16 protein-coding genes and 1 pseudogene are annotated in these 21440 nt (G+C 55.9%); 10 read left to right on the top strand and 7 right to left on the bottom strand.

Annotated features, from left to right (window positions below; all coding sequences use genetic code 11):
- Nucleotides 1-178: 178 nt before the first annotated feature.
- Nucleotides 179-1069 (bottom strand): carboxylating nicotinate-nucleotide diphosphorylase, encoded by an 891-nt coding sequence (gene nadC, locus OC597_RS12110; protein ID WP_261257345.1) that lies wholly within the window; start codon nucleotides 1067-1069, stop codon nucleotides 179-181.
- 215 nt (nucleotides 1070-1284) lie between these two features.
- On the opposite strand from nadC, the gene ampE reads away from it, so the two are divergent.
- Complete coding sequence (gene ampE / locus OC597_RS12105) at nucleotides 1285-2139, top strand: beta-lactamase regulator AmpE (protein WP_085120245.1); 855 nt, start codon at nucleotides 1285-1287, stop codon at nucleotides 2137-2139.
- A 62-nt stretch (nucleotides 2140-2201) separates the two neighbouring features.
- On the opposite strand, the gene hemL is transcribed toward ampE, so the two are convergent.
- Nucleotides 2202-3491, bottom strand: a complete 1290-nt coding sequence (hemL, locus tag OC597_RS12100; RefSeq protein WP_261257347.1) for a glutamate-1-semialdehyde 2,1-aminomutase — start codon at nucleotides 3489-3491, stop codon at nucleotides 2202-2204.
- A 179-nt stretch (nucleotides 3492-3670) separates the two neighbouring features.
- Here hemL and clcA point away from each other — a divergent pair, with 179 nt between their 5' ends.
- Nucleotides 3671-5110 (top strand): H(+)/Cl(-) exchange transporter ClcA, encoded by a 1440-nt coding sequence (gene clcA / locus OC597_RS12095; RefSeq protein WP_099063066.1) that lies wholly within the window; start codon nucleotides 3671-3673, stop codon nucleotides 5108-5110.
- Between the two features lie 89 nt (nucleotides 5111-5199).
- Entirely contained in the window at nucleotides 5200-5544 is a 345-nt protein-coding gene (erpA, locus tag OC597_RS12090) for an iron-sulfur cluster insertion protein ErpA (RefSeq protein WP_062791309.1), read from the top strand.
- A gap of 58 nt (nucleotides 5545-5602) precedes the next feature.
- On the opposite strand, the gene OC597_RS12085 is transcribed toward erpA, so the two are convergent.
- The 4 genes from OC597_RS12085 to mtnN all read right to left on the bottom strand — a co-directional run bounded on the left by OC597_RS12085 (nucleotide 5603) and on the right by mtnN (nucleotide 8202).
- Nucleotides 5603-5848, bottom strand: a complete 246-nt coding sequence (locus OC597_RS12085) for a hypothetical protein (protein WP_261257350.1) — start codon at nucleotides 5846-5848, stop codon at nucleotides 5603-5605.
- A 230-nt stretch (nucleotides 5849-6078) separates the two neighbouring features.
- The gene (locus OC597_RS12080; protein WP_085120248.1) at nucleotides 6079-6693 is read right to left on the bottom strand and encodes a TRIC cation channel family protein; all 615 of its coding nucleotides are present in this window, start codon (nucleotides 6691-6693) and stop codon (nucleotides 6079-6081) included.
- Entirely contained in the window at nucleotides 6693-7454 is a 762-nt protein-coding gene (gene btuF, locus OC597_RS12075; protein ID WP_410071713.1) for a vitamin B12 ABC transporter substrate-binding protein BtuF, read from the bottom strand. Before btuF ends, OC597_RS12080 begins: the two co-directional genes overlap by 1 nt.
- 46 nt (nucleotides 7455-7500) lie before the next feature.
- Entirely contained in the window at nucleotides 7501-8202 is a 702-nt protein-coding gene (gene mtnN, locus OC597_RS12070) for a 5'-methylthioadenosine/S-adenosylhomocysteine nucleosidase (protein WP_099063063.1), read from the bottom strand.
- Between the two features lie 129 nt (nucleotides 8203-8331).
- Here mtnN and dgt point away from each other — a divergent pair, with 129 nt between their 5' ends.
- Nucleotides 8332-9849: a dGTPase gene (gene dgt, locus OC597_RS12065; protein ID WP_261285604.1), complete on the top strand. Its 1518-nt coding sequence runs from the start codon at nucleotides 8332-8334 to the stop codon at nucleotides 9847-9849.
- 191 nt (nucleotides 9850-10040) lie between these two features.
- Nucleotides 10041-11471: a serine endoprotease DegP gene (gene degP / locus OC597_RS12060; protein ID WP_261257358.1), complete on the top strand. Its 1431-nt coding sequence runs from the start codon at nucleotides 10041-10043 to the stop codon at nucleotides 11469-11471.
- Between the two features lie 60 nt (nucleotides 11472-11531).
- Here degP and barA read toward each other — a convergent pair whose 3' ends face one another.
- Nucleotides 11532-14252: a two-component sensor histidine kinase BarA gene (gene barA / locus OC597_RS12055; protein WP_261257360.1), complete on the bottom strand. Its 2721-nt coding sequence runs from the start codon at nucleotides 14250-14252 to the stop codon at nucleotides 11532-11534.
- An 80-nt stretch (nucleotides 14253-14332) separates the two neighbouring features.
- Here barA and OC597_RS12050 point away from each other — a divergent pair.
- The 5 genes and pseudogenes from OC597_RS12050 to eno all read left to right on the top strand — a co-directional run.
- A pseudogene (locus OC597_RS12050) lies at nucleotides 14333-14766 on the top strand (hypothetical protein); the annotation flags it as partial.
- A 9-nt stretch (nucleotides 14767-14775) separates the two neighbouring features.
- A complete protein-coding gene (relA, locus tag OC597_RS12045) occupies nucleotides 14776-17007 on the top strand; it encodes a GTP diphosphokinase (RefSeq protein ID WP_261257361.1) in 2232 nt (743 codons plus the stop codon).
- Between the two features lie 57 nt (nucleotides 17008-17064).
- The gene (gene mazG / locus OC597_RS12040; protein ID WP_261463267.1) at nucleotides 17065-17859 is read left to right on the top strand and encodes a nucleoside triphosphate pyrophosphohydrolase; all 795 of its coding nucleotides are present in this window, start codon (nucleotides 17065-17067) and stop codon (nucleotides 17857-17859) included.
- A gap of 367 nt (nucleotides 17860-18226) precedes the next feature.
- Nucleotides 18227-19864, top strand: a complete 1638-nt coding sequence (gene pyrG, locus OC597_RS12035) for a glutamine hydrolyzing CTP synthase (RefSeq protein WP_262208859.1) — start codon at nucleotides 18227-18229, stop codon at nucleotides 19862-19864.
- Nucleotides 19865-19945: 81 nt separating this feature from the next.
- Nucleotides 19946-21241 (top strand): phosphopyruvate hydratase, encoded by a 1296-nt coding sequence (eno, locus tag OC597_RS12030; protein ID WP_261257366.1) that lies wholly within the window; start codon nucleotides 19946-19948, stop codon nucleotides 21239-21241.
- The last annotated feature ends 199 nt before the right edge of the window (nucleotides 21242-21440 follow it).

Raw genomic sequence — 21440 nt, 5'->3', positions numbered from 1 at the left:
TGTGGAGGCAAAGGTAAGCGCACAGGGCGTGGGCTTCGAGCGGGTTATGGCGGTTTTGGGGCGCAGTTCCACAGCAATTTATTAGCATTGCAGCGGAAGGAGAAAAGATGGGGCGAGCTGCACAATTCTGACGAGAAAATACCTCCCCGGCTGGCCAGGGAGGTCTGGATGGCGGAGATTATTTAAAGCGCATTGACAGATCGAGCGCGGTTACGTGCTTGGTCAGGGCCCCCACCGAGATGTAGTCCACACCGGTTTCGGCGAAGGTACGCAGGGTTTCGCTGGTCACGTTACCTGAAACTTCCAGTTGAGCACGGCCCTGCGTTTGCGCCACGGCGGTACGCATCATCTCGACGCTGAAGTTATCCAGCATGACGATGTCGGCACCGGCGTCCAGCGCCTGCTGCAGTTCATCCAGCGATTCGACTTCTACTTCGACCGGTACGTCGGCATGCAGCCAGAAAGCCTTCTCGACCGCCTGTTTAATCGAACCGGAGGCAATGATGTGGTTTTCCTTGATCAGGAAGGCATCGGAAAGCCCCAGACGGTGGTTACTGCCGCCACCGCAGAGTACGGCATATTTCAGCGCGGTACGCAGTCCCGGTAGGGTTTTGCGGGTATCCAGCAGGCGAGTTTGCGTGCCCTGTAATAGCGCCACATAGCGGCTGACTTCGGTCGCGACGCCGGAAAGCGTCTGTACAAAATTCAATGCGGTGCGCTCACCGGTCAACAACACCCGCGCCGGGCCGGTCAGTTTGCAGAGCGGTTGGTCGGGGACCAGGCTATCGCCGTCCGCCACCAGCCATTCCACCTTCACCTGGTTACCCAGTTGGATGAAGACTTCGTTCAGCCAGCGTTGGCCGCAAAATATGCCGGGCTCGCGGGTGATAATGGTGGCTTCGGCCTGGGTGTCGGCCGGTAATAATTGCGCGGTAATATCGCGTTCGGCATCGACTTCACCACCCAGGTCTTCACGCAGCGCCTGGGCAACGGCATAAGGGATATCGCTTTCAATTCGTTCAAGAAGCTCGGTGCGGCGACTGTCGGCACTGTAGCGGCGTGTCGGCATAGAAAACTCCGAAATGGACGGTAATATCGTAGGGGGAACATGCTACTCTGTTGCCATGATAAGTACCACCGCAGCGCGGTGGCCGCGTAACTAATCTGGCATAAAACCGATCCAGGTCCGATATTTGATCGGGATTTAAATCTGGCATCTCTGGAACAACCCGACAAGCCCGATGACGCTATGCTTGGAACAATGGAAAGGGAGAGGAGTCGCTAATGACGCTGTTTACGCTGTTACTGGTTCTGGCGTGGGAACGTTTGTTCAAGCTGGGTGAGCATTGGCAGTTGGACCATCGGCTGGAGGTGGTGTTTCATCGGTTGCACCGCTTTTCGCTGGCACAGACGTTGCTGATGACCCTGGCCTGGATGGTGGTGGTCGGCGGGATCCTGTGGCTGGCTCAAGGGCTGTTTTTCGGCGTAGTGACGTTGTTGCTGTGGATTGTTATTGATTTGCTGTGCGTGGGGGCTGGCATCAAGCGCAAACACTATCGCGCCTATCTGAAGGCGGCGCGGCAGGGGGATGTTCATGCCAGCGACCAGATGGCGGAGGAGCTGGCATTGATCCACGGTTTGCCGGTGGATTGCAGCGAAGAGCTGCGCCTGCGCGAACTGCAAAATGCGTTGCTGTGGATTAACTTCCGTTATTATCTGGCACCGCTGTTCTGGTTCGTGGTCTGTGGGCCTTACGGACCGATTGCGCTGGCGGGCTACTCCTTCCTGCGTGCTTACCAGACCTGGCTGGCGCGCCACAATACCCCGCTGGAGCGTTCGCAGTCGGGTATCGATCATCTGTTGAACTGGTTGGACTGGATCCCGGTGAGGCTGGCAGGCGTGGCTTACGCTCTGTTTGGGCATGGTGAGAGAGCGCTACCGGCGTGGTTTGCGTCGCTGGGCGATCTCCATTCTTCTCAGTATCAGGTGCTGACACGGCTGGCGCAGTTCTCACTGGCTCGCGATCCGCATATGGATCCGGTGCAGACTCCGCGGGCGGCGGTAACCCTGGCCCGCAAGGTGACCATGATTATCGTGGTGGTGGTGGCACTGCTGACGATTTACGGCACCTTGCTTTGACGGCAAAATGTGAAAATAAAAAACGGGCGCTCAGCGCCCGTTTTTTATTGGATGGTCGAAACTTACAGCTTGGCGAAGCAGCGGCGTGCAGCATCGACAGTGCGCTGAATGTCTTCCTTGCTGTGCGCAATAGACATAAAGCCGGCTTCGAAGGCCGAAGGCGCCAGATAAACCCCTTCCTCCAGCATCAGATGGAAGAAGCGCTTAAAGCGCTCTACATCGCACTGCATCACGTCCTGGTAGCTGGTGACAGACGGCGCATCGGTAAAGAACAGGCCGAACATGCCGCCAACGTGGTTCACCACCAGCGCGACATTTTCTTCTTTCGCCGCGTGCAGCAGGCCGGTTGCCAGCATATCGGTCAGTTCGGTCAGCGTCTGGTGGACACCGACTTGTGAAACTTCGGTCAGACAGGCAAAGCCGGCCGCCATGGCAATCGGGTTACCGGACAGCGTGCCCGCCTGATAGACCGGGCCGGTAGGTGCCAGCGCCGCCATCACTTCACGACGGCCGCCGAACGCGCCAACAGGCATGCCGCCACCGATGATTTTACCCAGACAGGTGAGGTCAGGCTCCACATCGTAATAGGCCTGTGCCCCGGCCAGCGCCACACGGAAGCCGGTCATGACTTCGTCGATAATTAGCAGCGCACCGTACTTGTCGCACAAAGCGCGCAGGCCCGGCAGGAATTCTGGCAGAGGTGGCACGCAGTTCATGTTACCGGCGACCGGCTCGACGATGATGCAGGCGATCTCGGAAGGGTACTGTTCAAATGCGGTACGTACCGAATCGAGATCGTTAAAGGTGCAGGTCAGGGTGTGTTTGGCGAAGTCGGCCGGCACGCCCGGTGAGTTTGGCTGGCCCAGGGTCAGCGCGCCGGAGCCGGCTTTCACCAGCAGGCAGTCGGCATGACCATGGTAGCAGCCTTCAAACTTGATGATTTTATCGCGGTTGGTATAGCCGCGCGCCAGGCGAATGGCACTCATGGTGGCTTCGGTACCCGAGTTCACCATCCGCACCATATCCATGGTCGGCACCAGTTCGGTGACCAGCTCCGCCATTTTGACTTCCATCTCGGTGGGGGCGCCAAAGCTCAGACCGCGCTGCGCCGCTTCGATGACCGCGTTGCGGATCGCCGGGTGGTTGTGCCCCAGTACCATTGGGCCCCAGGAACCGACGTAGTCGATATAGGCTTTGCCGTCGACGTCGAACAGGTAAGCCCCGTCCGCCCGTTCGATAAACAGTGGCACACCGCCAACGCCGTTGAATGCACGCACCGGAGAGTTAACCCCGCCTGGGATTACCTGTTTTGCCTGGGCATACAGACTTTCGGACTTGCTGTGTAAGCTCATAAATCGGCTCCTGGATTCTGTTTTGAATGATTTGACCGCGCTATTCTAGTGAAGTGTTCGCCGATATGAAACGATCACAGTCAGATACCTATTTTGAGGGGCGGTCAGGCAACGGGTAGGCTAGAATAATCAGCTGGCCTATTTGTATTACATTTAATTCCATTAATGAATAACCCATTATGACTGAATTACAGCAACAGCCGCCGCTAGCGCGAGCTCCACGTCTGAAACGCAGTGACGCGGTGCGTCAGCTTATGCGCCGTGATAAAACGCCGATAGCGATCCTGTTAATGGCGGCAGTGGTGGGAGCCCTGGCGGGCTTGCTCGGCGTGGCGTTCGATAAAGCGGTGGATTGGGTGCAGCAGCAGCGTTTGTCCGGGCTGGCACAGGTCGCCGATTATTGGATCCTGGTTTGGCCGCTGGCCTTTATTATTTCTGCCCTGCTGGCGGTGCTGGGGTACTACCTGGTACATCGCTTTGCCCCGGAGGCGGGCGGTTCGGGTATCCCGGAGATCGAGGGGGCGTTGGAAGAGCTGCGTCCGGTGCGCTGGTGGCGCGTGATCCCGGTGAAGTTTATCGGCGGCATGGGTACGCTGGGGGCAGGCATGGTACTGGGCCGTGAAGGGCCGACGGTACAAATGGGCGGTAATGTCGGGCGCATGGTGCTGGATATCTTCCGCATGCGTGGCGCCGAAGCGCGTCATTCGTTATTGGCCACGGGGGCGGCGGCTGGGCTTTCTGCTGCCTTCAACGCGCCGCTGGCCGGTATTCTGTTTATCATTGAAGAGATGCGTCCGCAGTTCCGCTATAACCTGATCTCGATTAAAGCGGTGTTTATCGGCGTTATCATGTCGAGCGTGGTATTCCAGTTGTTTAACGGTGAAGGCTCGGTGATTGCGGTGGGCAAGCTCTCCTCGGCGCCGATTAACACCCTTTGGTTGTATCTGGTGCTCGGGGCGATCTTTGGCGCGGTGGGCGTTATGTTCAATGCGTTGATTTTCCGCACTCAGGACATGTTCGCTCGTCTGCACGGCGGCAAAATGCGCAAGGTTTTGCTGATGGGCGGCTTGCTTGGCGGCATCTGCGGCATTCTGGGGTTGATTCAGCCAGAAGCGGCAGGCGGGGGCTTTGGGTTGATCCCGATCGCAGCGGCAGGTAATTACAGCGTCGGCATGCTGATGTTTATTTTTATCACCCGGGTGATCACCACGCTGTTATGTTTCGGCTCCGGTGCGCCGGGTGGGATTTTTGCCCCTATGCTGGCATTGGGCACGTTGTTTGGTACTGCCTTTGGCCTGGCCGGTGCCCACCTGTTCCCGGCGTACGGCATTGAGGCCGGTACCTTTGCCATTGCCGGGATGGGCGCCCTGTTTGCTGCCACGGTACGTGCGCCCCTGACCGGGATCGTGCTGGTGCTGGAAATGACCGATAACTACCAGCTCATACTGCCAATGATCATTACCTGCCTTGGTGCTACGCTGGTAGCGCAGTTCCTCGGGGGTAAGCCGTTGTATTCCTCAATATTGGCCCGTACCTTACAGCGTCAGGAAGCGTTGCAGACGCGCGAAGCGGCAGATAAAACAGGTAAAGAAAATACAACAAATGCGGTGAATACTTGAACGGAACACTCAGGTATTGGATAATCATTAACATTAATCCGGCCGCCATTGTAGCGACCTGATGCAGAACAATGTTGGGAGTAAAGAGTATGAGTGATGAAACAGCACTGCCACTGCAATTTACCGAGGCAGCAGCAAGCAAGGTTAAAGTCCTGATTTCTGACGAAGAAAACCCGAATCTGAAGTTGCGGGTTTACATTACCGGTGGCGGTTGCAGCGGATTCCAGTACGGCTTCACTTTTGACGACAAGGTCAACGATGGTGACATGACCATCGAGAAGCAGGGCGTTGCGCTGGTGGTTGACCCGATGAGCCTGCAATATCTGGTCGGCGGTTCGGTCGATTATACCGAAGGGCTGGAAGGCTCACGCTTCGTGGTGACCAACCCGAACGCCAAAACTACCTGCGGCTGCGGCTCCTCGTTCAGCGTCTGATCGTGCCAGCAGCAGTATAAAACCCGCCAACCTCACCGGTTTGCGGGTTTTTTTGTCGCTACCATTCTACGGTCACCAGTTCCTGGTGAGACTCGTTTTCACTCTCGGCCTGCAACGGGCTACGGGTGATTTTAGGCTGGGTATCGGCCGTACCGCCGCATTTTACCTGGGGTACGGAATCGTCGATATGCACGCTGCACTTTGGGACGATGGTCAGGCTGACGCCGATTTGTCCGCTGGTGGCACCGGCGTAAACGAGCGGGCTGCACAGCAGCACACTGAATAAAAAGAGAATATTTTTCATAATTTGGGGAATAGCCATCCGTAAGCAATCACATAATGGCTTATCGGCAAAAAGTTAATAAGATTTAACAGGGTGGGAAAATAATTAACCTGACGTTAAATAGTTTATTACATTGTTTTCCCTGCATTTTTCAGGCGTTGATAATAACACTTTGCTTGTTTTTTAGTCGAAAATTCTGTTTTAAAATGTGACTGCCTGATAAGGCTCCGCCCGTAGATCGGGCGGAGGGATTAGCGTTCGAGGATAAAGGCGGGCAGTTTCAGGTGCCAGCGAATGGCCGCCAGGCGTATCGCTAGCGTGATGCCCATACCGAGCATCATCGCCTGCTGCAGCGGCATACCGAAGGTGGCATAGGCCGTAGCATGCACAATGCCGCCGATGATGCAGGCGGTGGCGTAAATTTCAGTTCGCAGGATCATCGGGATTTCCCGCGCCAGCACATCACGGATAATGCCGCCGCCAACCCCGGTGATCACGCCCATGCAGATCGCCACCAGCGGACTGGCGCCGGCGGCGAAGGCTTTATTGACCCCGATACCGACGAATACGGCCAGCCCGACGGCATCGAGCACCGGCAGGATCCATTTGGGCAGACGGCGCGGCTGGCGTACCAGTAGCAGCGTCAGTACGCAGGTGATCATGGCGACCACCAGGTCGGTCGGGTCTTTCACCCAGAATACCGGCCCGTTGGCCAATGCCATGTCGCGAATGGTGCCGCCACCGACTGCCGTGACCACGCCCAGTACCAGCACGCCGAACGGATCCATCCGCAGCTTGCCCGCCAGCAAGACGCCGGAGATGGCGAAAACCGCGGTGCCGAGAATATCCAGCCAGAACACCAGCATTAATGGATCTCCGCCAGTTGGCTGCACAGTTGCTGCGCCGCGAGCATGATGCGTGGGCCGGCGCGGTTGAACCAGTCGCCATTCACCGCAAGCACCGGTACCTGTAATTGCGGTGCCCAGAAGGCTTTCACGCTGGCGATTTCTTTTTGGTCGCCGGTAATGACGATGGCCTGCGGTTGGCGAGCCAGTACCTGTTCGCGGCTGATTTGCGGCCACGGCATACGGCTGTCGGCAAAGATATTCTCTGCGCCACACAACGACAGCACCTGGCTTTGCAAGGTGGCGCCGGAGCTGGTGAACAGCGGCTGGGTACCGAATTGCAGCATCACCCGTCGTGGCTGACTGTGCGGATATTTTGCTTTCAGCGCAGCAATTTGCTGACGGATCGCGTCTGCCGCCCGATGCGCTTGCTCAGGGTGCGGGCTGTATTGAGCCAGGTCATCCAGCCGCTGGGCGATGTCATCAATGGTGGTGGCATCGGCATAAAAGATCGGGATACCAAAAGCGGCGAGCTGATCCAGCACCCGCTGCGGGTTGCCGCCGCGCCAGGCCAGGATCAGATCCGGCTTCAGCGCCAGCACTCGCTCCAGATTGATCCCTTGCCAGGAGGCGACTTGTTCCAGCCTCCTGGCCTCTGGTGGGTAGTCGGAATAAGCACTGACTGCCAGCAAGGTCTCGCCCATGCCGGCAGCATAGGCAAGTTCAGTGGTGTTGGGAGCCAGGCTGATCACCCGTTGGGCGGCGCCGGCAGGCAGCGCCATCCATAAGGCCAGCAGCCACAGCAGGGCTGAAAAGCGTCGTGTCACATCAACCGCGCTTAGCCAGGGTTTGCAGCATGGCGTTGACCATCAGCGTAGATTGCTTGGCAGCCACGGTAAGGAACTCGTCAAAACTCATGTGCGATTCACTGTCGGCCACGTCAGAGATAGCGCGCACGACGACAAACGGCGTAGCGAACAGGTGGCAAACGTGCCCGACGGCCGCCGCTTCCATTTCTACCGCGGCCACGGTTGGGAAGGTGGCGCGGATGCGGGCCAGCGGCTCGGCGCCGTTAATGAAAGCATCACCGCTGCAGATCAGGCCGCGTACGGCATTCAGGTTCAGCTGTTTGATGCAATCTTCCGCCAGCGCAATCAGCGCGTCGTCTGCCACGAACGCTGCCGGGCAGCCGGCCATCTGGCCTGGCTCATAGCCAAAAGCGGTCACGTCGGCATCGTGGTAGCGCACTTCTTCGGACACCACGATATCACCGACCTTCAGCGTGCTGGCCAGGCCACCGGCGGAACCGGTATTGATCACCAGATCCGGCTTGCAGTGTTCCAGCAGCAGAGTGGTGCCCATGGCGGCAGAAACCTTGCCGATGCCAGACTTCAACAGCGCCACGTCAACGCCGCCGATCTGGCCGGTATAGATTTCACAGCCCGCGCGTTGAAGGGTCTGACGGTTTTCGATTTGATCGCGCAGCAGGGTGACTTCCTGCTCCATTGCGCCGATGATGCCTACTTTCATAAATAACACTCACTGATTGGGTGTGGGAATTTCGCCATAGTCTATCATGGCTCTCATAGAGAGATAATCCGTTGCATATGCCGTCGGGAATTGTTATCACGGGGGCAGGGTACAACGGCGGAGAAACAGATGTCCGGGATCGACTTTAAGCAGAAAATCAGCTTCCAACGGCCATTCAGCAAGCCAATTGAAGCCGAGGAAGAATACGACATTGTCCGACAGTTCGAGAGCGATCGCGGGCGCATAGTCAATTCCGCCGCCATTCGCCGTTTGCAGCAAAAAACCCAGGTGTTTCCTCTCGAGCGTAACGCGGCGGTTCGCAGTCGCCTGACGCACTCGATGGAGGTGCAGCAGGTTGGAAGGCATATTGCCAAAGAGATCCTCAATCGTTTTAAACAGGACGGGCGAATCGATGAACTCGGCCTGACGAAACTGCTGGATCCCTTTGAAAGCATTGTTGAAATGGCCTGTCTGATGCACGACATCGGCAACCCGCCCTTTGGACACTTTGGTGAGTCGGCGATTAACAACTGGTTTTCCCAGCGGCTCGATCCCGCCAGCTGCGGCAGTGAGCCGGCCAGTAACGATCGTTGTCAGGTCAGCGCGCTACGCCTGCACGAAGGCGAGAGCGATCTTAACCGCCTGCGCAGCCGCATCCGTCACGATCTCAGTCATTTCGAAGGCAATGCCCAGGCGATCCGGCTGGTGCACAGCCTGCTGAAGCTTAACCTGACCTATGCGCAGGTGGGTTGTATCCTGAAATATACCCGCCCGGCTTATTGGGCCAGCGACATTCCCACCAGCCATAACTACCTGATGAAAAAACCGGGCTTCTATCTGGCGGAAGAGGCATTTGTCGATCGGCTGCGGCGTGAGCTGAATATGGGTGAGTTCGACCGTTTCCCATTGACCTATATAATGGAAGCCGCTGACGATATTTCCTACTGCGTGGCCGATCTTGAAGATGCGGTAGAAAAAAACATTTTCACCGTCGAGCAGCTTTATCAGCACTTAACCCAGGAATGGGGGGCGGTGTCGCCGGGCGATTTGTTTGATAAAACCGTGGCCAGCGCTTTTCGCAAGATCGATCGCGGTGGCGCGCGACGCAGCAGCGAAGACCAGTTCTTCATGTATTTACGGGTATTCACCGTAGCGCGGTTGGTCCCGCATGCGGCGCAGCGGTTTATTGATAACCTGGAGGCGGTCTATCAGGGGAACTTTAATCAGGCGCTGCTGGAGGACTCCAGCCCGGCTTACCAATTGCTGAAAATATTCAAAAATGTCGCGTTCAAGCACGTGTTCAATCACCCGGAAGTCGAGCAGCTTGAACTGCAGGGATACCGGGTGATCAGCGGCCTGCTGGATATTTACAGCCCGCTGTTGGCGATGCCGCTGGCGGATTTTACCCTGTTGGTGCAGGAAGACAGCCATCGCGCCTATCCGATCGAAACGCGTCTGTTTCATAAGCTGTCTACCAAACATCGACTGGCTTACATAGAAGCGATTGAAGGCCTGCAACACCTGTCGTCCGAGCAGTTGGCGATCCGCGAGTATTATTTCCGTGCGCGTTTGCTGCAGGATTATATCAGCGGTATGACCGATCTTTATGCCTATGACGAATACCGGCGATTAATGGCTGCTGAATAATTCATTCAGCTAATAAATATTATTTTAAGCACTTTGCTGGACGGCGCGTCATCTATTTCGAGTTTTGTAAAGGCGGACAATATTTGTTTACTATTACCAATAACCTGCGCCGGAACTTAGGGGTATTAATACGTTCTGACTATGCACAAAGACCGTAATACTTTCTGAACGACTTTATAAGAGACACACAGATGAAAAAAACCGCATTAGTTCTGAGCGCATTGGCTTTCAGTATTGGTATGGCGATGGGCCCGATGACGGCCAGCGCCGCAGAAACCGCTTCTTCCAGCACTCAGCAATTGCCAAGCCTGGCACCGATGCTGGAAAAAGTGATGCCTTCCGTGGTGAGCATTAATGTTGAAGGCAGCACCACCGTCAACACGGCGAAGATGCCGCCGCAGTTCCAACAGTTCTTCGGTGAAGATTCACCGTTCTGCCAGGACGGTTCACCGTTCCAGGCATCGCCGATGTGTCAGGGCGGTGGGCAGGGTGCACCTGGCCAGGGGACTCAGCAGAAATTCCAGGCGCTGGGCGCTGGGGTGGTGATTGATGCCGCTAAAGGCTATGTGGTGACCAACAACCACGTGGTAGAGAACGCCAATAAAATTCAGGTCCAACTGAACGACGGCCGTAAATTTGACGCCAAGGTGATCGGCAAGGATCCACGTTCCGATATCGCGCTGATCCAGCTGAAAGACTTTAAAAATCTGACGGCGATCAAAATGGCGGACTCCGAGCAACTGCGTGTGGGTGATTACACCGTGGCGATCGGCAACCCGTATGGGTTGGGTGAGACTGCCACTTCCGGCATTGTTTCTGCGCTGGGCCGCAGCGGCTTGAATATCGAGAATTACGAGAACTTTATCCAGACGGATGCGGCGATTAACCGCGGTAACTCCGGCGGTGCGTTGGTTAACCTGAACGGCGAACTGATCGGTATTAACACCGCCATTTTGGCACCGGACGGCGGCAACATCGGTATCGGCTTCGCTATCCCGAGCAACATGGTGAAAAACCTGACGGCGCAAATGGTCGAGTTCGGCCAGGTGAAACGCGGCGAATTGGGCATTATGGGCACCGAGCTGAACTCTGAGCTGGCGAAAGCGATGAAAGTTGACGCACAGCGCGGGGCATTTGTCAGCCAGGTGATGCCGAAATCTTCTGCCGCCAAGGCGGGCATCAAGGCCGGTGACGTGATTGTCACCATGAACGGTAAAGCCATCTCCAGCTTCGCGTCGTTCCGTGCGGAAATCGGTACTTTGCCGGTTGGCAGCAAAATGTCGCTGGGCATTATCCGCGACGGCAAACCGATTACCGTGGACGTCACGTTGGAGCAAAGCTCACAGACTCAGGTTGAATCCGGCAATATCTACACCGGTATCGAAGGCGCCGAACTGAGCAATGGCCAGACAGGCAGCCAGAAAGGCGTTAAGGTGGATAACGTCAAGGCCGGCAGCGCGGCTGCACGTATCGGCCTGAAAAAAGGCGACTTTATCCTGGGGGTTAACCAGCAGCCGATCCAGAATTTGGGCGAACTGCGTAAAATCCTCGACAGCAAACCGTCGGTACTGGCGCTGAATATTCTGCGTGGCGACACCACGCTTTATCTGCTGATGCAGTAATAGCTCCATCGTCCCAATAAAAAGGCACGCTTCGGCGTGCCTTTTTTACTGCGTACGGCATCAGGCCAGATGCGCGCGAGCCGCCTGGCTGACCAGCTCAATCTCATCCAACAGCTCCAGCCACTCCGGCTCCAGCTCATCGTTGCTGACCCCCTGACGCAACTGCTGCTCAAGGTAGAAACACAGCTGTTTCAGGCGGGGTACGCCGCTGTAGCTGCAACTGCCGTGCAGTTTGTGGATCAAATCGAGAATGCCGTCATCCGGCGTACCGTCCAACATCGCTTGCACCCGTCCGCTGACCTGCGGCAGGAAATCGAGCAGCATCTGTAGCAGGTCATGCGCCAGATCGGGCTTGTTCGCGGCCTGACGTAGCGCCAACGGCCAGTCGAGCGACAGCAGCGGTTGATTAAGCGGCGCTTCCGGCTCCGGTTCGCCACTGTAATAACGCGCCAGTACCCGGGTCAGCATCGCTTCGTCAATCGGCTTGGCCAGATAGTCATCCATACCGGCCTGTAACAAATGTTCGCGCTCGCCACTGACCGCATGGGCGGTGACGGCGACGATTGGCGTCGAATTGTGGTGCGGCAGTTGACGGATCAGCTCGCTGGTACGAATGCCGTCAATATTGGGCATCTGGATATCCATCAGGATCAGATCCAGCACGTTGTCGCGCGCCAGCAGCAGCGCTTCTTCCCCGCTTTCACACAGCAGGGTCTTTTCCACCTGTTCGGCCAGCAGAGTGCCAATCAGCTTCAGGTTGGCCGGGTTATCGTCGACCGCCATCACCGTCAGCGGCAGGCGTTTATGTTCCGGCAGGGCGGCGAGGCGCGGCGGTGTTTCCATGCGCAGCAGCGGGAACAGGCGGTTGCTGGTGATCGGCTTGATCAGGCAGCCGGCCGCACCCTGCTGTTTAAGCTGTTCGGCATTGATTTGCGACTGGCAGGGCAGCGCCAGAATTACCCGGTCGGCGATCTTCAATGCCGCCAACAGCTTGCTTTCGTGCTGTGCCATATTCTCGCGGAACGGGATCGGTACTCCTACTAGCAGGAAGTCGTAATTTTTCTTCGGCAACTGGGCCAGCGTTGGCGAATGGGTGATCACCAAATGGGTGACGCTCAGCATGTTCAGCGTCGCCTGTGCCGCCATCGGGTTGGCTTCGATATAGCCCAGGGTCTTGCCTTGCAGATCCGGCAGGTTTGACGGCAGCGACAGCATGCCCTCATGCAGATCAAGAGTGATATGGAACCAGAAGGTCGAGCCGCGATTTAACTGGCTGTGGAAGCAGATATCGCCCCCCATCTCTTTCACCAGCTTCTGGGTGATCACCAACCCCAGGCCGGTACCGCCGTGACGGCGTGAAATACTGGCATCCGCCTGACGAAACGCCTGGAACAGCTGCGACTGCTGCCGTTCGGAGATACCAATGCCGGTATCATGAATTTGCACTTCCAGCTCCATCTGGCGATCCTGCTGGCCACGTAGCTCGACGCGGATATCGATGTTGCCGGTCTCGGTAAATTTGATCGCGTTGCCCAACAGGTTGGTAATGATCTGCTGCAGTCGCAATGAATCGCCAATCACCTGTTCCGGCACGTCGTTGTGCACATCCAGCGTCAGTTCCAGCCCTTTCTCATGGGCGCTGGGGGCCAGCAGCACTATCACTTCGTCCAGTGTTTCACGCAGCGAGAACGGAATATGCTCCAGCACCAGCTTGCCGGCCTCCAGCTTGGAGAAGTCCAGCACGTCGTTGATGATGGTCAGCAGGTTGTTGGCTGAACGCTCGATGGTTTGCAGATAGTCGGTCTGGGTGACGCTCATCTCGGTTTTCAGCATCTGGCGGGTAAAGCCGATCACGCCGTTGAGCGGGGTACGCAGCTCGTGCGACATGTTCGCCAGGAATTCGGATTTGATACGCGCCGCTTCCTGGGCGCGTTTTTTTGCCAGATCCAGCTCAACGTTCTGGATCTCCATCTGCTCCAGCGTTTCGCGCAGGTCGGAGGTGGCCTGATCGATATTCTGCTGCATCTCTTCGTGGTAGGCGGTCAGTGACATTGCCATCGAGTTGATGCCGTTCTTCAGCATGTGCAGTTCGCCGAGCATAAAGCCTTCGACGCGGCTGTCGAGCTGGCCACGGCGGATGCGGTCAACGGTGTTCACCATATTGCGGATCGGGCCGGTAACGTCACGCATCAGGCGGTAAGCAAACAGAATGGCGATACACATGCACAACAGCAGCAGCAGGGTGGAGACAAACACCTCTTTGTATTGCTGCAACCGGACCGACTGCAGATCCAGCTCGATCGCCACATAGCCCAGGCGGTTATCCTGCTGGGGATCGCTGCTGACGGCCTGGTCCGGATATTGGCTCTCTGCCAGGATCGGGGTGCGCAGGATCAGCGAGTCGCCACGCCGTGTCAGCATCAGATCTGTGGGGATAGGCACCCCTTTTGGCAGCTGCAATTGGGTAAAGTTGTGATGATAATTGGAGGTGACAAACAGATTATTCTGCGCGTCGAACACCGTAATGGATCGCACGATGTCTGAATGACGGCGGTGCAACAGGCTGACCAATTGCCTGACCGATTCACGGCTGCGGAACGTCATGCCGTACTCGCTGGCCACCGCCAGCGGTTCGATAATGCTGGCGCCAGCGTCAACCAGCTGTTCCTGCAATTCATTGTAGCGATGCACTACGAAGAAAGTGCTGAGCAACAGACCAATCAACAGCGTTGGGGCCAGAATCAGGATCATCATGCGCGCCCGCAGGCTGTATTTGGTCATGGGATTCCAATGTGGGAAAATTGCCGGACAGGCTCTACTTTAAATGAACCGGCACTCGATCGACAAACTATGGCGCACTTCTTTATTCGGTACCGGTCAGTGAGAGCCTCGAAAAACTGTGCGCTGAAACGCCGTGTTATCAGAGCGACGGGCTACGCTTAGACTTTGGTTGGTGTGACTTTATTCAGATAAATAGCTTATTAAATCAGTTAATGATGGGGCCTGCCCTTGAATGGCAGGCTATTCAACCCAATGATCGGGTATTGGATCTGTTCTGCGGCCTGGGCTTTTTACCCTGCCGTTGGCGTAACGCGCCGCTGCGGTGGCAGGCATAGAAGGTGTTGCCACACCGGGAGCGAATGGGCAATATAATGCACATAAGAATAGGCTGAGTCACGCCAGCTTCTTATCGTCTTGCGCGTGTGTGGGTGTTGGAAATGTTTCCGCATACGGGGCATCTTGAGTCAATGGCGCTGTTGATTAACGGTTTGCGCCAGAGGTCGCTGCAAAGTAGGGAGAGGTTATGGTTGCGGTAAGAAGTGCACATCTGAACACAGCTGGTGAATTTGCTCTCGACGAGTGGATAGCCAGCTTGGGGCTACCTAACCCGCAGTCATGTGAGCGATTAGCCGCAACCTGGCGCTACTGTGAGCAACAGACTCAGAACCATCCCAACGCGTCGCTGTTACTGTGGCGCGGGCTGGAAATGGTTGAAATCCTCTCGACCCTGAGCATGGACAACGACAGCATGCGCGCCGCGCTGCTGTTCCCGCTGGTGGATGCCGGTATCGTGGATGAAGAAACCCTGACCGAAGCCTTCGGCAAGGGCATCACCTACCTGGTACATGGCGTGCGCGATATGGACGCCATCCGCCAACTGAAAGCCACTCAAAATGATTCGATGGCCTCCGAGCAGGTCGACAACGTGCGCCGCATGCTGTTGGCGATGGTGGAGGATTTCCGCTGCGTGGTGATCAAGCTGGCGGAGCGTATCGCTCACCTGCGTGAAGTGAAAGATGCGCCGGAAGACGAACGCGTACTGGCAGCCAAAGAGTGTTCGAATATCTATGCACCGCTGGCCAACCGCCTCGGTATCGGGCAACTGAAATGGGAGTTGGAAGATTTCTGCTTCCGCTACCTGCATCCGGACGAATACAAGCGCATCGCCAAGCTGCTGCATGAGCGCCGCATCGATCGCGAGCAATTTATTGATGACTTCGTCGCTTCGCTGCGCGGTGCTATGGGCGACGAGGGCATCAAGGCGGATATTTACGGCCGCCCGAAACATATTTACAGCATCTGGCGCAAGATGCAGAAGAAGGCGCTGGCATTTGACGAGCTGTTTGACGTGCGTGCGGTGCGCGTGGTGGTCGAGCGCTTGCAGGACTGCTATGCGGCGCTGGGGATTGTGCATACCCACTTCCGCCATCTGCCGGATGAGTTCGACGACTATGTCGCCAACCCGAAACCCAACGGTTATCAGTCGATCCACACCGTGGTGCTGGGGCCGCGTGGAAAAACGCTGGAGATCCAGATCCGTACCCGCCAGATGCATGAAGACGCCGAACTGGGCGTAGCGGCGCACTGGAAATACAAAGAAGGTGCGGTTGCGACGGTGCGCTCCGGTTATGAAGAACGCATTGCCTGGCTACGCAAACTGATTGCCTGGCAGGAAGAGATGGCGGACTCCGGCGAGATGCTCGACGAGGTTCGCAGCCAGGTGTTCGACGATCGGGTTTATGTGTTTACCCCGAAAGGCGATGTGGTGGATCTGCCGGCCGGCTCTACGCCGCTCGACTTTGCCTACCATATTCACAGCGACGTCGGCCACCGCTGCATCGGCGCCAAAATTGGCGGCCGCATCGTGCCCTTTACCTACCAGCTGCGGATGGGCGATCAGATTGAAATCATCACCCAGAAGCAGCCGAACCCGAGCCGCGACTGGCTGAACCCGAACCTGGGCTATGTCACCACCAGCCGCGGACGCTCCAAGATCCACAACTGGTTCCGTAAGCAGGATCGTGACAAGAACATCCTGGCCGGCCGCCAAATGCTGGACAGCGAGCTGGAACACCTCGGCATCAGCCTGAAAGAGGCCGAGAAGCTGTTGATCCCGCGTTACAACATGAATTCGCTGGATGAAATCCTGGCGGCGATTGGCGGCGGGGATATTCGCCTGAATCAGATGGTGAACTTCCTGCAGGGCAAGTTCAACAAACCGAGCGCCGAAGAGCAGGATCGCGAAGCGCTGCGCCAACTGGTTCAGCACAAGGCGCCGGCGGCAACCCGCAGCAAGGACAACGGCCGGGTGGTGGTGGAAGGGGTAGGCAACCTGATGCACCACATTGCCCGTTGCTGCCAGCCGATCCCGGGCGACGACATTGTCGGCTTTATCACCCAGGGACGCGGTATCTCGATCCACCGGGCAGACTGTGACCAACTGGTGGATCTGCAGTCGCACGCGCCGGAACGCATCGTGGACGCGGTGTGGGGCGAGAGCTACTCCAGCGGCTATTCGCTGGTGGTGCGCGTGATGGCCAACGATCGCAGCGGTCTGCTGCGCGACATCACCACTATTTTGGCCAACGAAAAGGTCAACGTGCTGGGCGTGGCCAGCCGCAGCGACACCAAAAAGCAGTTGGCAACCATCGATATGGACATTGAAATCTATAACCAGCAGGTGCTGGGCCGGGTATTGGCCAAGCTAAATCAACTGCCGGATGTGATAGATGCCAAACGACTGCACGGCAGCTAACCTTACATTTTTATCGGGGCCCATATGTTGGGCCCCACACCTTTCAGAGACTCTGTCATGACCCAATCTTCTCCGCTGCAACGCTTGCTGAACATCATGAGAACGCTGCGCGATCCGCAGGCCGGTTGCCCGTGGGATCGCAAGCAAACTTTCGCCACTATCGCGCCTTACACGCTGGAAGAAACCTATGAGGTGCTGGATGCCATTGAGCGCCAGGACTATGGCGATCTGCGTGACGAACTGGGTGATTTGCTGTTCCAGGTGGTGTTTTACGCCCAAATGGGCCAGGAGCAGGGGCTGTTTGACTTCGACGAGGTGTGCAATGCCATCAGCGACAAGCTGGAGCGCCGTCACCCGCATATCTTTGGCGAAGCCGATGCTGCGGACAGTGAAGTCGTTGCGGCGCGCTGGGAGCAACTGAAGGCCGGTGAACGCGCCGAGAAAGAGCTGCATTCGGCGCTGGATGACATTCCTCAGGCGTTGCCGGCACTGATGAAGGCGCATAAAATTCAGAAACGTTGTGCCTCGGTCGGTTTTGACTGGCACACCCTGGGCCCGGTGCTGGACAAAGTGTACGAAGAGATCGAAGAAGTGATGCACGAAGCGCGGCAGGCGGTGGTCGATGAGCAGAAGCTGGAAGAAGAAATCGGCGATCTGCTGTTCGCCACGGTGAATTTATCCCGTCATCTTGGCCACAAGGCAGAAAACGCGCTGCAGGCCGCCAATCGCAAGTTCGAGCGTCGCTTCCGTCAGGTGGAAGAGATCGTCAAACAGCGTGGACTGCAGATGGGCGAAGCCACGCTGGAGCAGATGGAAGAGGCGTGGCAGCAGGTTAAACGCCAGGAAAACTAATCCGCTGCGGTGCTGTCCTATGAATGTCGCAATGTTGATCGGCGACAAGATTTACTCAAGCTGAAACGGTTAAGCTTTGGGGCATGGTTTGCTGAACCGCGACGTCCCGACAGTAAAACGCCAACAAACTGAAATCTAAGGCGTTTTATTGTTGTGAAAGGGCGGTAAATTGAGATTTTCCGTGCTAACTCATTGTTTTAAAAAGACCACCGAGGGTGTGCCGATAAGGTAAACCCGGATGAACTCCTGAGGGTGACAGAGATGATGGACAGTAAAACGATCGTTTGTAGGTCTGAAGAGGTTCGGGTATACTACTTTCCCGTCTTGGTTCTTCCATCGTCTTTAAACCTAAACTCTCAGGTTCAGCATGACAACTAATTATATTTTTGTGACCGGCGGGGTCGTATCCTCTCTGGGTAAAGGCATTGCCGCAGCCTCTCTGGCGGCTATTCTTGAAGCCCGTGGCCTCAACGTTACCATCATGAAACTGGACCCGTACATCAACGTGGATCCGGGCACCATGAGCCCGATTCAGCATGGGGAAGTTTTCGTCACCGAAGACGGCGCAGAAACCGATCTGGATTTGGGTCACTACGAGCGCTACATCCGTACCAAAATGTCGCGCCGCAATAACTTCACCACTGGCCGTATCTACTCCGACGTTCTGCGTAAAGAACGCCGTGGCGACTATCTGGGCGCAACCGTACAGGTTATCCCGCACATCACCAACGCGATCAAAGAGCGTATCCTCGAAGGTGGCGAAGGTCACGACGTGGTATTGGTGGAAGTCGGCGGTACCGTGGGCGATATCGAATCGCTGCCGTTCCTGGAAGCCATTCGTCAGATGGCTGTGGAAGTGGGCCGTGAGCACACCCTGTACATGCATCTGACGCTGGTGCCGTACCTGGCCGCTGCCGGTGAAGTGAAAACCAAACCGACTCAGCATTCCGTAAAAGAGCTGCTTTCTATCGGTATTCAGCCAGATGTGCTGATTTGCCGTTCCGATCGCGCCGTTCCTGCTAACGAACGTGCGAAAATCGCACTTTTCTGTAACGTGCCGGAAAAAGCGGTTATCTCCCTGAAAGACGTTGATTCTATTTATAAAATCCCAGGCCTCTTGAAATCTCAGGGCCTTGATGATTATATTTGTAAACGATTCAGCCTCAACGCGCCGGAAGCCAACCTGGCCGAATGGGAGCAGGTGATTTACGAAGAAGCCAATCCGGGCGGCGAAGTGACTATTGGCATGGTCGGCAAATATGTCGAATTGCCGGATGCCTATAAGTCAGTGATTGAAGCCTTGAAACACGGCGGCCTGAAAAATCGTCTGACCGTGAACATCAAGCTGATCGACTCGCAGGATGTGGAAACCCGCGGCGTAGAAGTGCTGAAAGGTCTGGATGCGATCCTGATCCCAGGCGGCTTCGGCTACCGTGGTGTGGAAGGCAAGGTGATGACCGCGCGTTTTGCGCGTGAAAATAACATCCCTTACCTGGGCATCTGTCTGGGTATGCAGGTGGCACTGATGGAGTTCGCCCGCAACGTGGTGGGTATGGAGAACGCCAACTCTACCGAGTTTGTGCCAGACTGTAAGTACCCGGTGGTGGCGTTGATCACCGAGTGGCGTGACGAAGACGGCAACGTCGAAGTGCGTACTGAAGAAAGCGATTTGGGTGGCACGATGCGTGTCGGTGGCCAGCAATGCCACCTGACCGACAACAGCCTGGTGCGCCAGATGTACGGCGAACCGACCATTGTTGAACGTCATCGTCACCGCTATGAAGTTAACAACATGCTGTTGAAGCAGATCGAAGCCGCCGGGCTGCGTGTTGCCGGCCGTTCTGCAGACAACAAGCTGGTTGAGATTATTGAACTGCCGAATCATCCGTGGTTTGTAGCTTGTCAGTTCCACCCGGAATTTACTTCGACGCCGCGTGATGGTCATCCGTTGTTCGCCGGCTTTGTGAAGGCCGCTGGTGAGTATCAGAAGCGCCAGGTGAAATAAAATATTTGGTAGGCGGCGCGCGGTGAGAACCGCGCGCTGTTTGTCTGGAGTTTTAGTTTAACTTGTACTGAGGAAAACCTAATGTCCAAAATCGTTAAAGTCATCGGTCGTGAAATCATCGACTCCCGCGGTAACCCGACTGTTGAAGCCGAAGTGCATCTGGAAGGCGGTTTCGTAGGTCTGGCTGCTGCGCCGTCAGGTGCTTCTACCGGTTCCCGTGAAGCACTGGAACTGCGTGACGGTGACAAGTCTCGTTTCCTGGGTAAGGGCGTACTGAAAGCCGTTGCTGCTGTAAACGGCCCGATTGCTCAGGCAGTACTGGGTAAAGATGCGAAAGACCAGGCTAACATCGACAAGATCATGATCGACCTGGACGGCACCGAAAACAAATCCCAATTCGGCGCTAACGCCATTCTGGCGGTTTCCCTGGCTGCTGCCAAAGCGGCTGCGGCTTCCAAAGGTATGCCGCTGTATGAGCACATCGCTGAGCTGAACGGCACCCCAGGCAAATTCTCTATGCCACTGCCTATGATGAACATCATCAACGGCGGCGAGCACGCTGACAACAACGTCGATATTCAGGAATTTATGATTCAGCCGGTTGGCGCTAAATCCCTGAAAGAAGCCGTTCGCATCGGTTCTGAAGTATTCCATCACCTGGCAAAAGTGCTGAAAGCCAAAGGCATGAGCACGGCTGTCGGTGACGAAGGCGGCTACGCACCAAACCTGGGTTCCAACGCTGAAGCGCTGGCAGTTATCGCTGAAGCGGTAAAAGCAGCAGGCTACGAGCTGGGCAAAGATGTGACCCTGGCTATGGACTGTGCGGCTTCCGAGTTCTACAAAGACGGTAAATACGTACTGGCCGGCGAAGGTAACAAAGCCTTCACTTCCGAAGAGTTCACTCACTTCCTGGAAGACCTGACCAAACAGTACCCAATCGTGTCTATCGAAGACGGCCTGGACGAATCTGACTGGGATGGTTTCGCATACCAGACCAAAGTGCTGGGCGACAAAATCCAGCTGGTGGGCGACGACCTGTTCGTCACCAACACCAAGATCCTGAAAGAAGGTATCGATAAAGGCATCGCTAACTCCATCCTGATCAAATTCAACCAGATCGGTTCTCTGACCGAAACTCTGGCTGCTATCAAGATGGCGAAAGACGCAGGCTACACCGCGGTGATCTCTCACCGTTCAGGTGAAACCGAAGACGCAACTATCGCCGATCTCGCGGTAGGGACTGCGGCTGGCCAGATCAAAACCGGTTCCATGAGCCGTTCTGACCGCGTTGCTAAATACAACCAACTGATCCGTATCGAAGAAGCGCTGGGTTCACGCGCACCGTTCAACGGCCTGAAAGAAGTTAAAGGTCAGTAATAACGGCTTGGTTCGTTGCTAAATAAAAACCCGCTACGGCGGGTTTTTTTATAGGTGTTATCCAGCGATTTATAATTCCAGTAATTTATAGTTTGTTATTCATTAGTATATTATTAATTGTTTTTTTTTGGTGTTTTTTAACTCTATAATTTAATTATAATAATAAAATTCCTATTTATAAATACCCTTTTTAATTGCT

This window comes from Serratia proteamaculans (assembly GCF_946227095.1).
GTDB classification, from domain to species: domain Bacteria; phylum Pseudomonadota; class Gammaproteobacteria; order Enterobacterales; family Enterobacteriaceae; genus Serratia; species Serratia proteamaculans_E.
Note: the sequence above shows the minus strand (reverse complement) of the source record. Positions and strands in the feature narration are given on the sequence as shown.

Excerpts from the sequence above, each read along its gene's own strand:
- nadC (WP_261257345.1), bottom strand. The coding sequence starts at position 1,069 with ATGCCGACACGCCGCTACAGTGCCGACAGTCGCCGCACCGAGCTTCTT.
- ampE (WP_085120245.1), top strand. The coding sequence starts at position 1,285 with ATGACGCTGTTTACGCTGTTACTGGTTCTGGCGTGGGAACGTTTGTTC.
- hemL (WP_261257347.1), bottom strand. The coding sequence starts at position 3,491 with ATGAGCTTACACAGCAAGTCCGAAAGTCTGTATGCCCAGGCAAAACAG.
- clcA (WP_099063066.1), top strand. The coding sequence starts at position 3,671 with ATGACTGAATTACAGCAACAGCCGCCGCTAGCGCGAGCTCCACGTCTG.
- erpA (WP_062791309.1), top strand. The coding sequence starts at position 5,200 with ATGAGTGATGAAACAGCACTGCCACTGCAATTTACCGAGGCAGCAGCA.
- OC597_RS12085 (WP_261257350.1), bottom strand. The coding sequence starts at position 5,848 with ATGAAAAATATTCTCTTTTTATTCAGTGTGCTGCTGTGCAGCCCGCTC.
- OC597_RS12080 (WP_085120248.1), bottom strand. The coding sequence starts at position 6,693 with ATGCTGGTGTTCTGGCTGGATATTCTCGGCACCGCGGTTTTCGCCATC.
- btuF (WP_410071713.1), bottom strand. The coding sequence starts at position 7,454 with ATGGCGCTGCCTGCCGGCGCCGCCCAACGGGTGATCAGCCTGGCTCCC.
- mtnN (WP_099063063.1), bottom strand. The coding sequence starts at position 8,202 with ATGAAAGTAGGCATCATCGGCGCAATGGAGCAGGAAGTCACCCTGCTG.
- dgt (WP_261285604.1), top strand. The coding sequence starts at position 8,332 with ATGTCCGGGATCGACTTTAAGCAGAAAATCAGCTTCCAACGGCCATTC.
- degP (WP_261257358.1), top strand. The coding sequence starts at position 10,041 with ATGAAAAAAACCGCATTAGTTCTGAGCGCATTGGCTTTCAGTATTGGT.
- barA (WP_261257360.1), bottom strand. The coding sequence starts at position 14,252 with ATGACCAAATACAGCCTGCGGGCGCGCATGATGATCCTGATTCTGGCC.
- relA (WP_261257361.1), top strand. The coding sequence starts at position 14,776 with ATGGTTGCGGTAAGAAGTGCACATCTGAACACAGCTGGTGAATTTGCT.
- mazG (WP_261463267.1), top strand. The coding sequence starts at position 17,065 with ATGACCCAATCTTCTCCGCTGCAACGCTTGCTGAACATCATGAGAACG.
- pyrG (WP_262208859.1), top strand. The coding sequence starts at position 18,227 with ATGACAACTAATTATATTTTTGTGACCGGCGGGGTCGTATCCTCTCTG.
- eno (WP_261257366.1), top strand. The coding sequence starts at position 19,946 with ATGTCCAAAATCGTTAAAGTCATCGGTCGTGAAATCATCGACTCCCGC.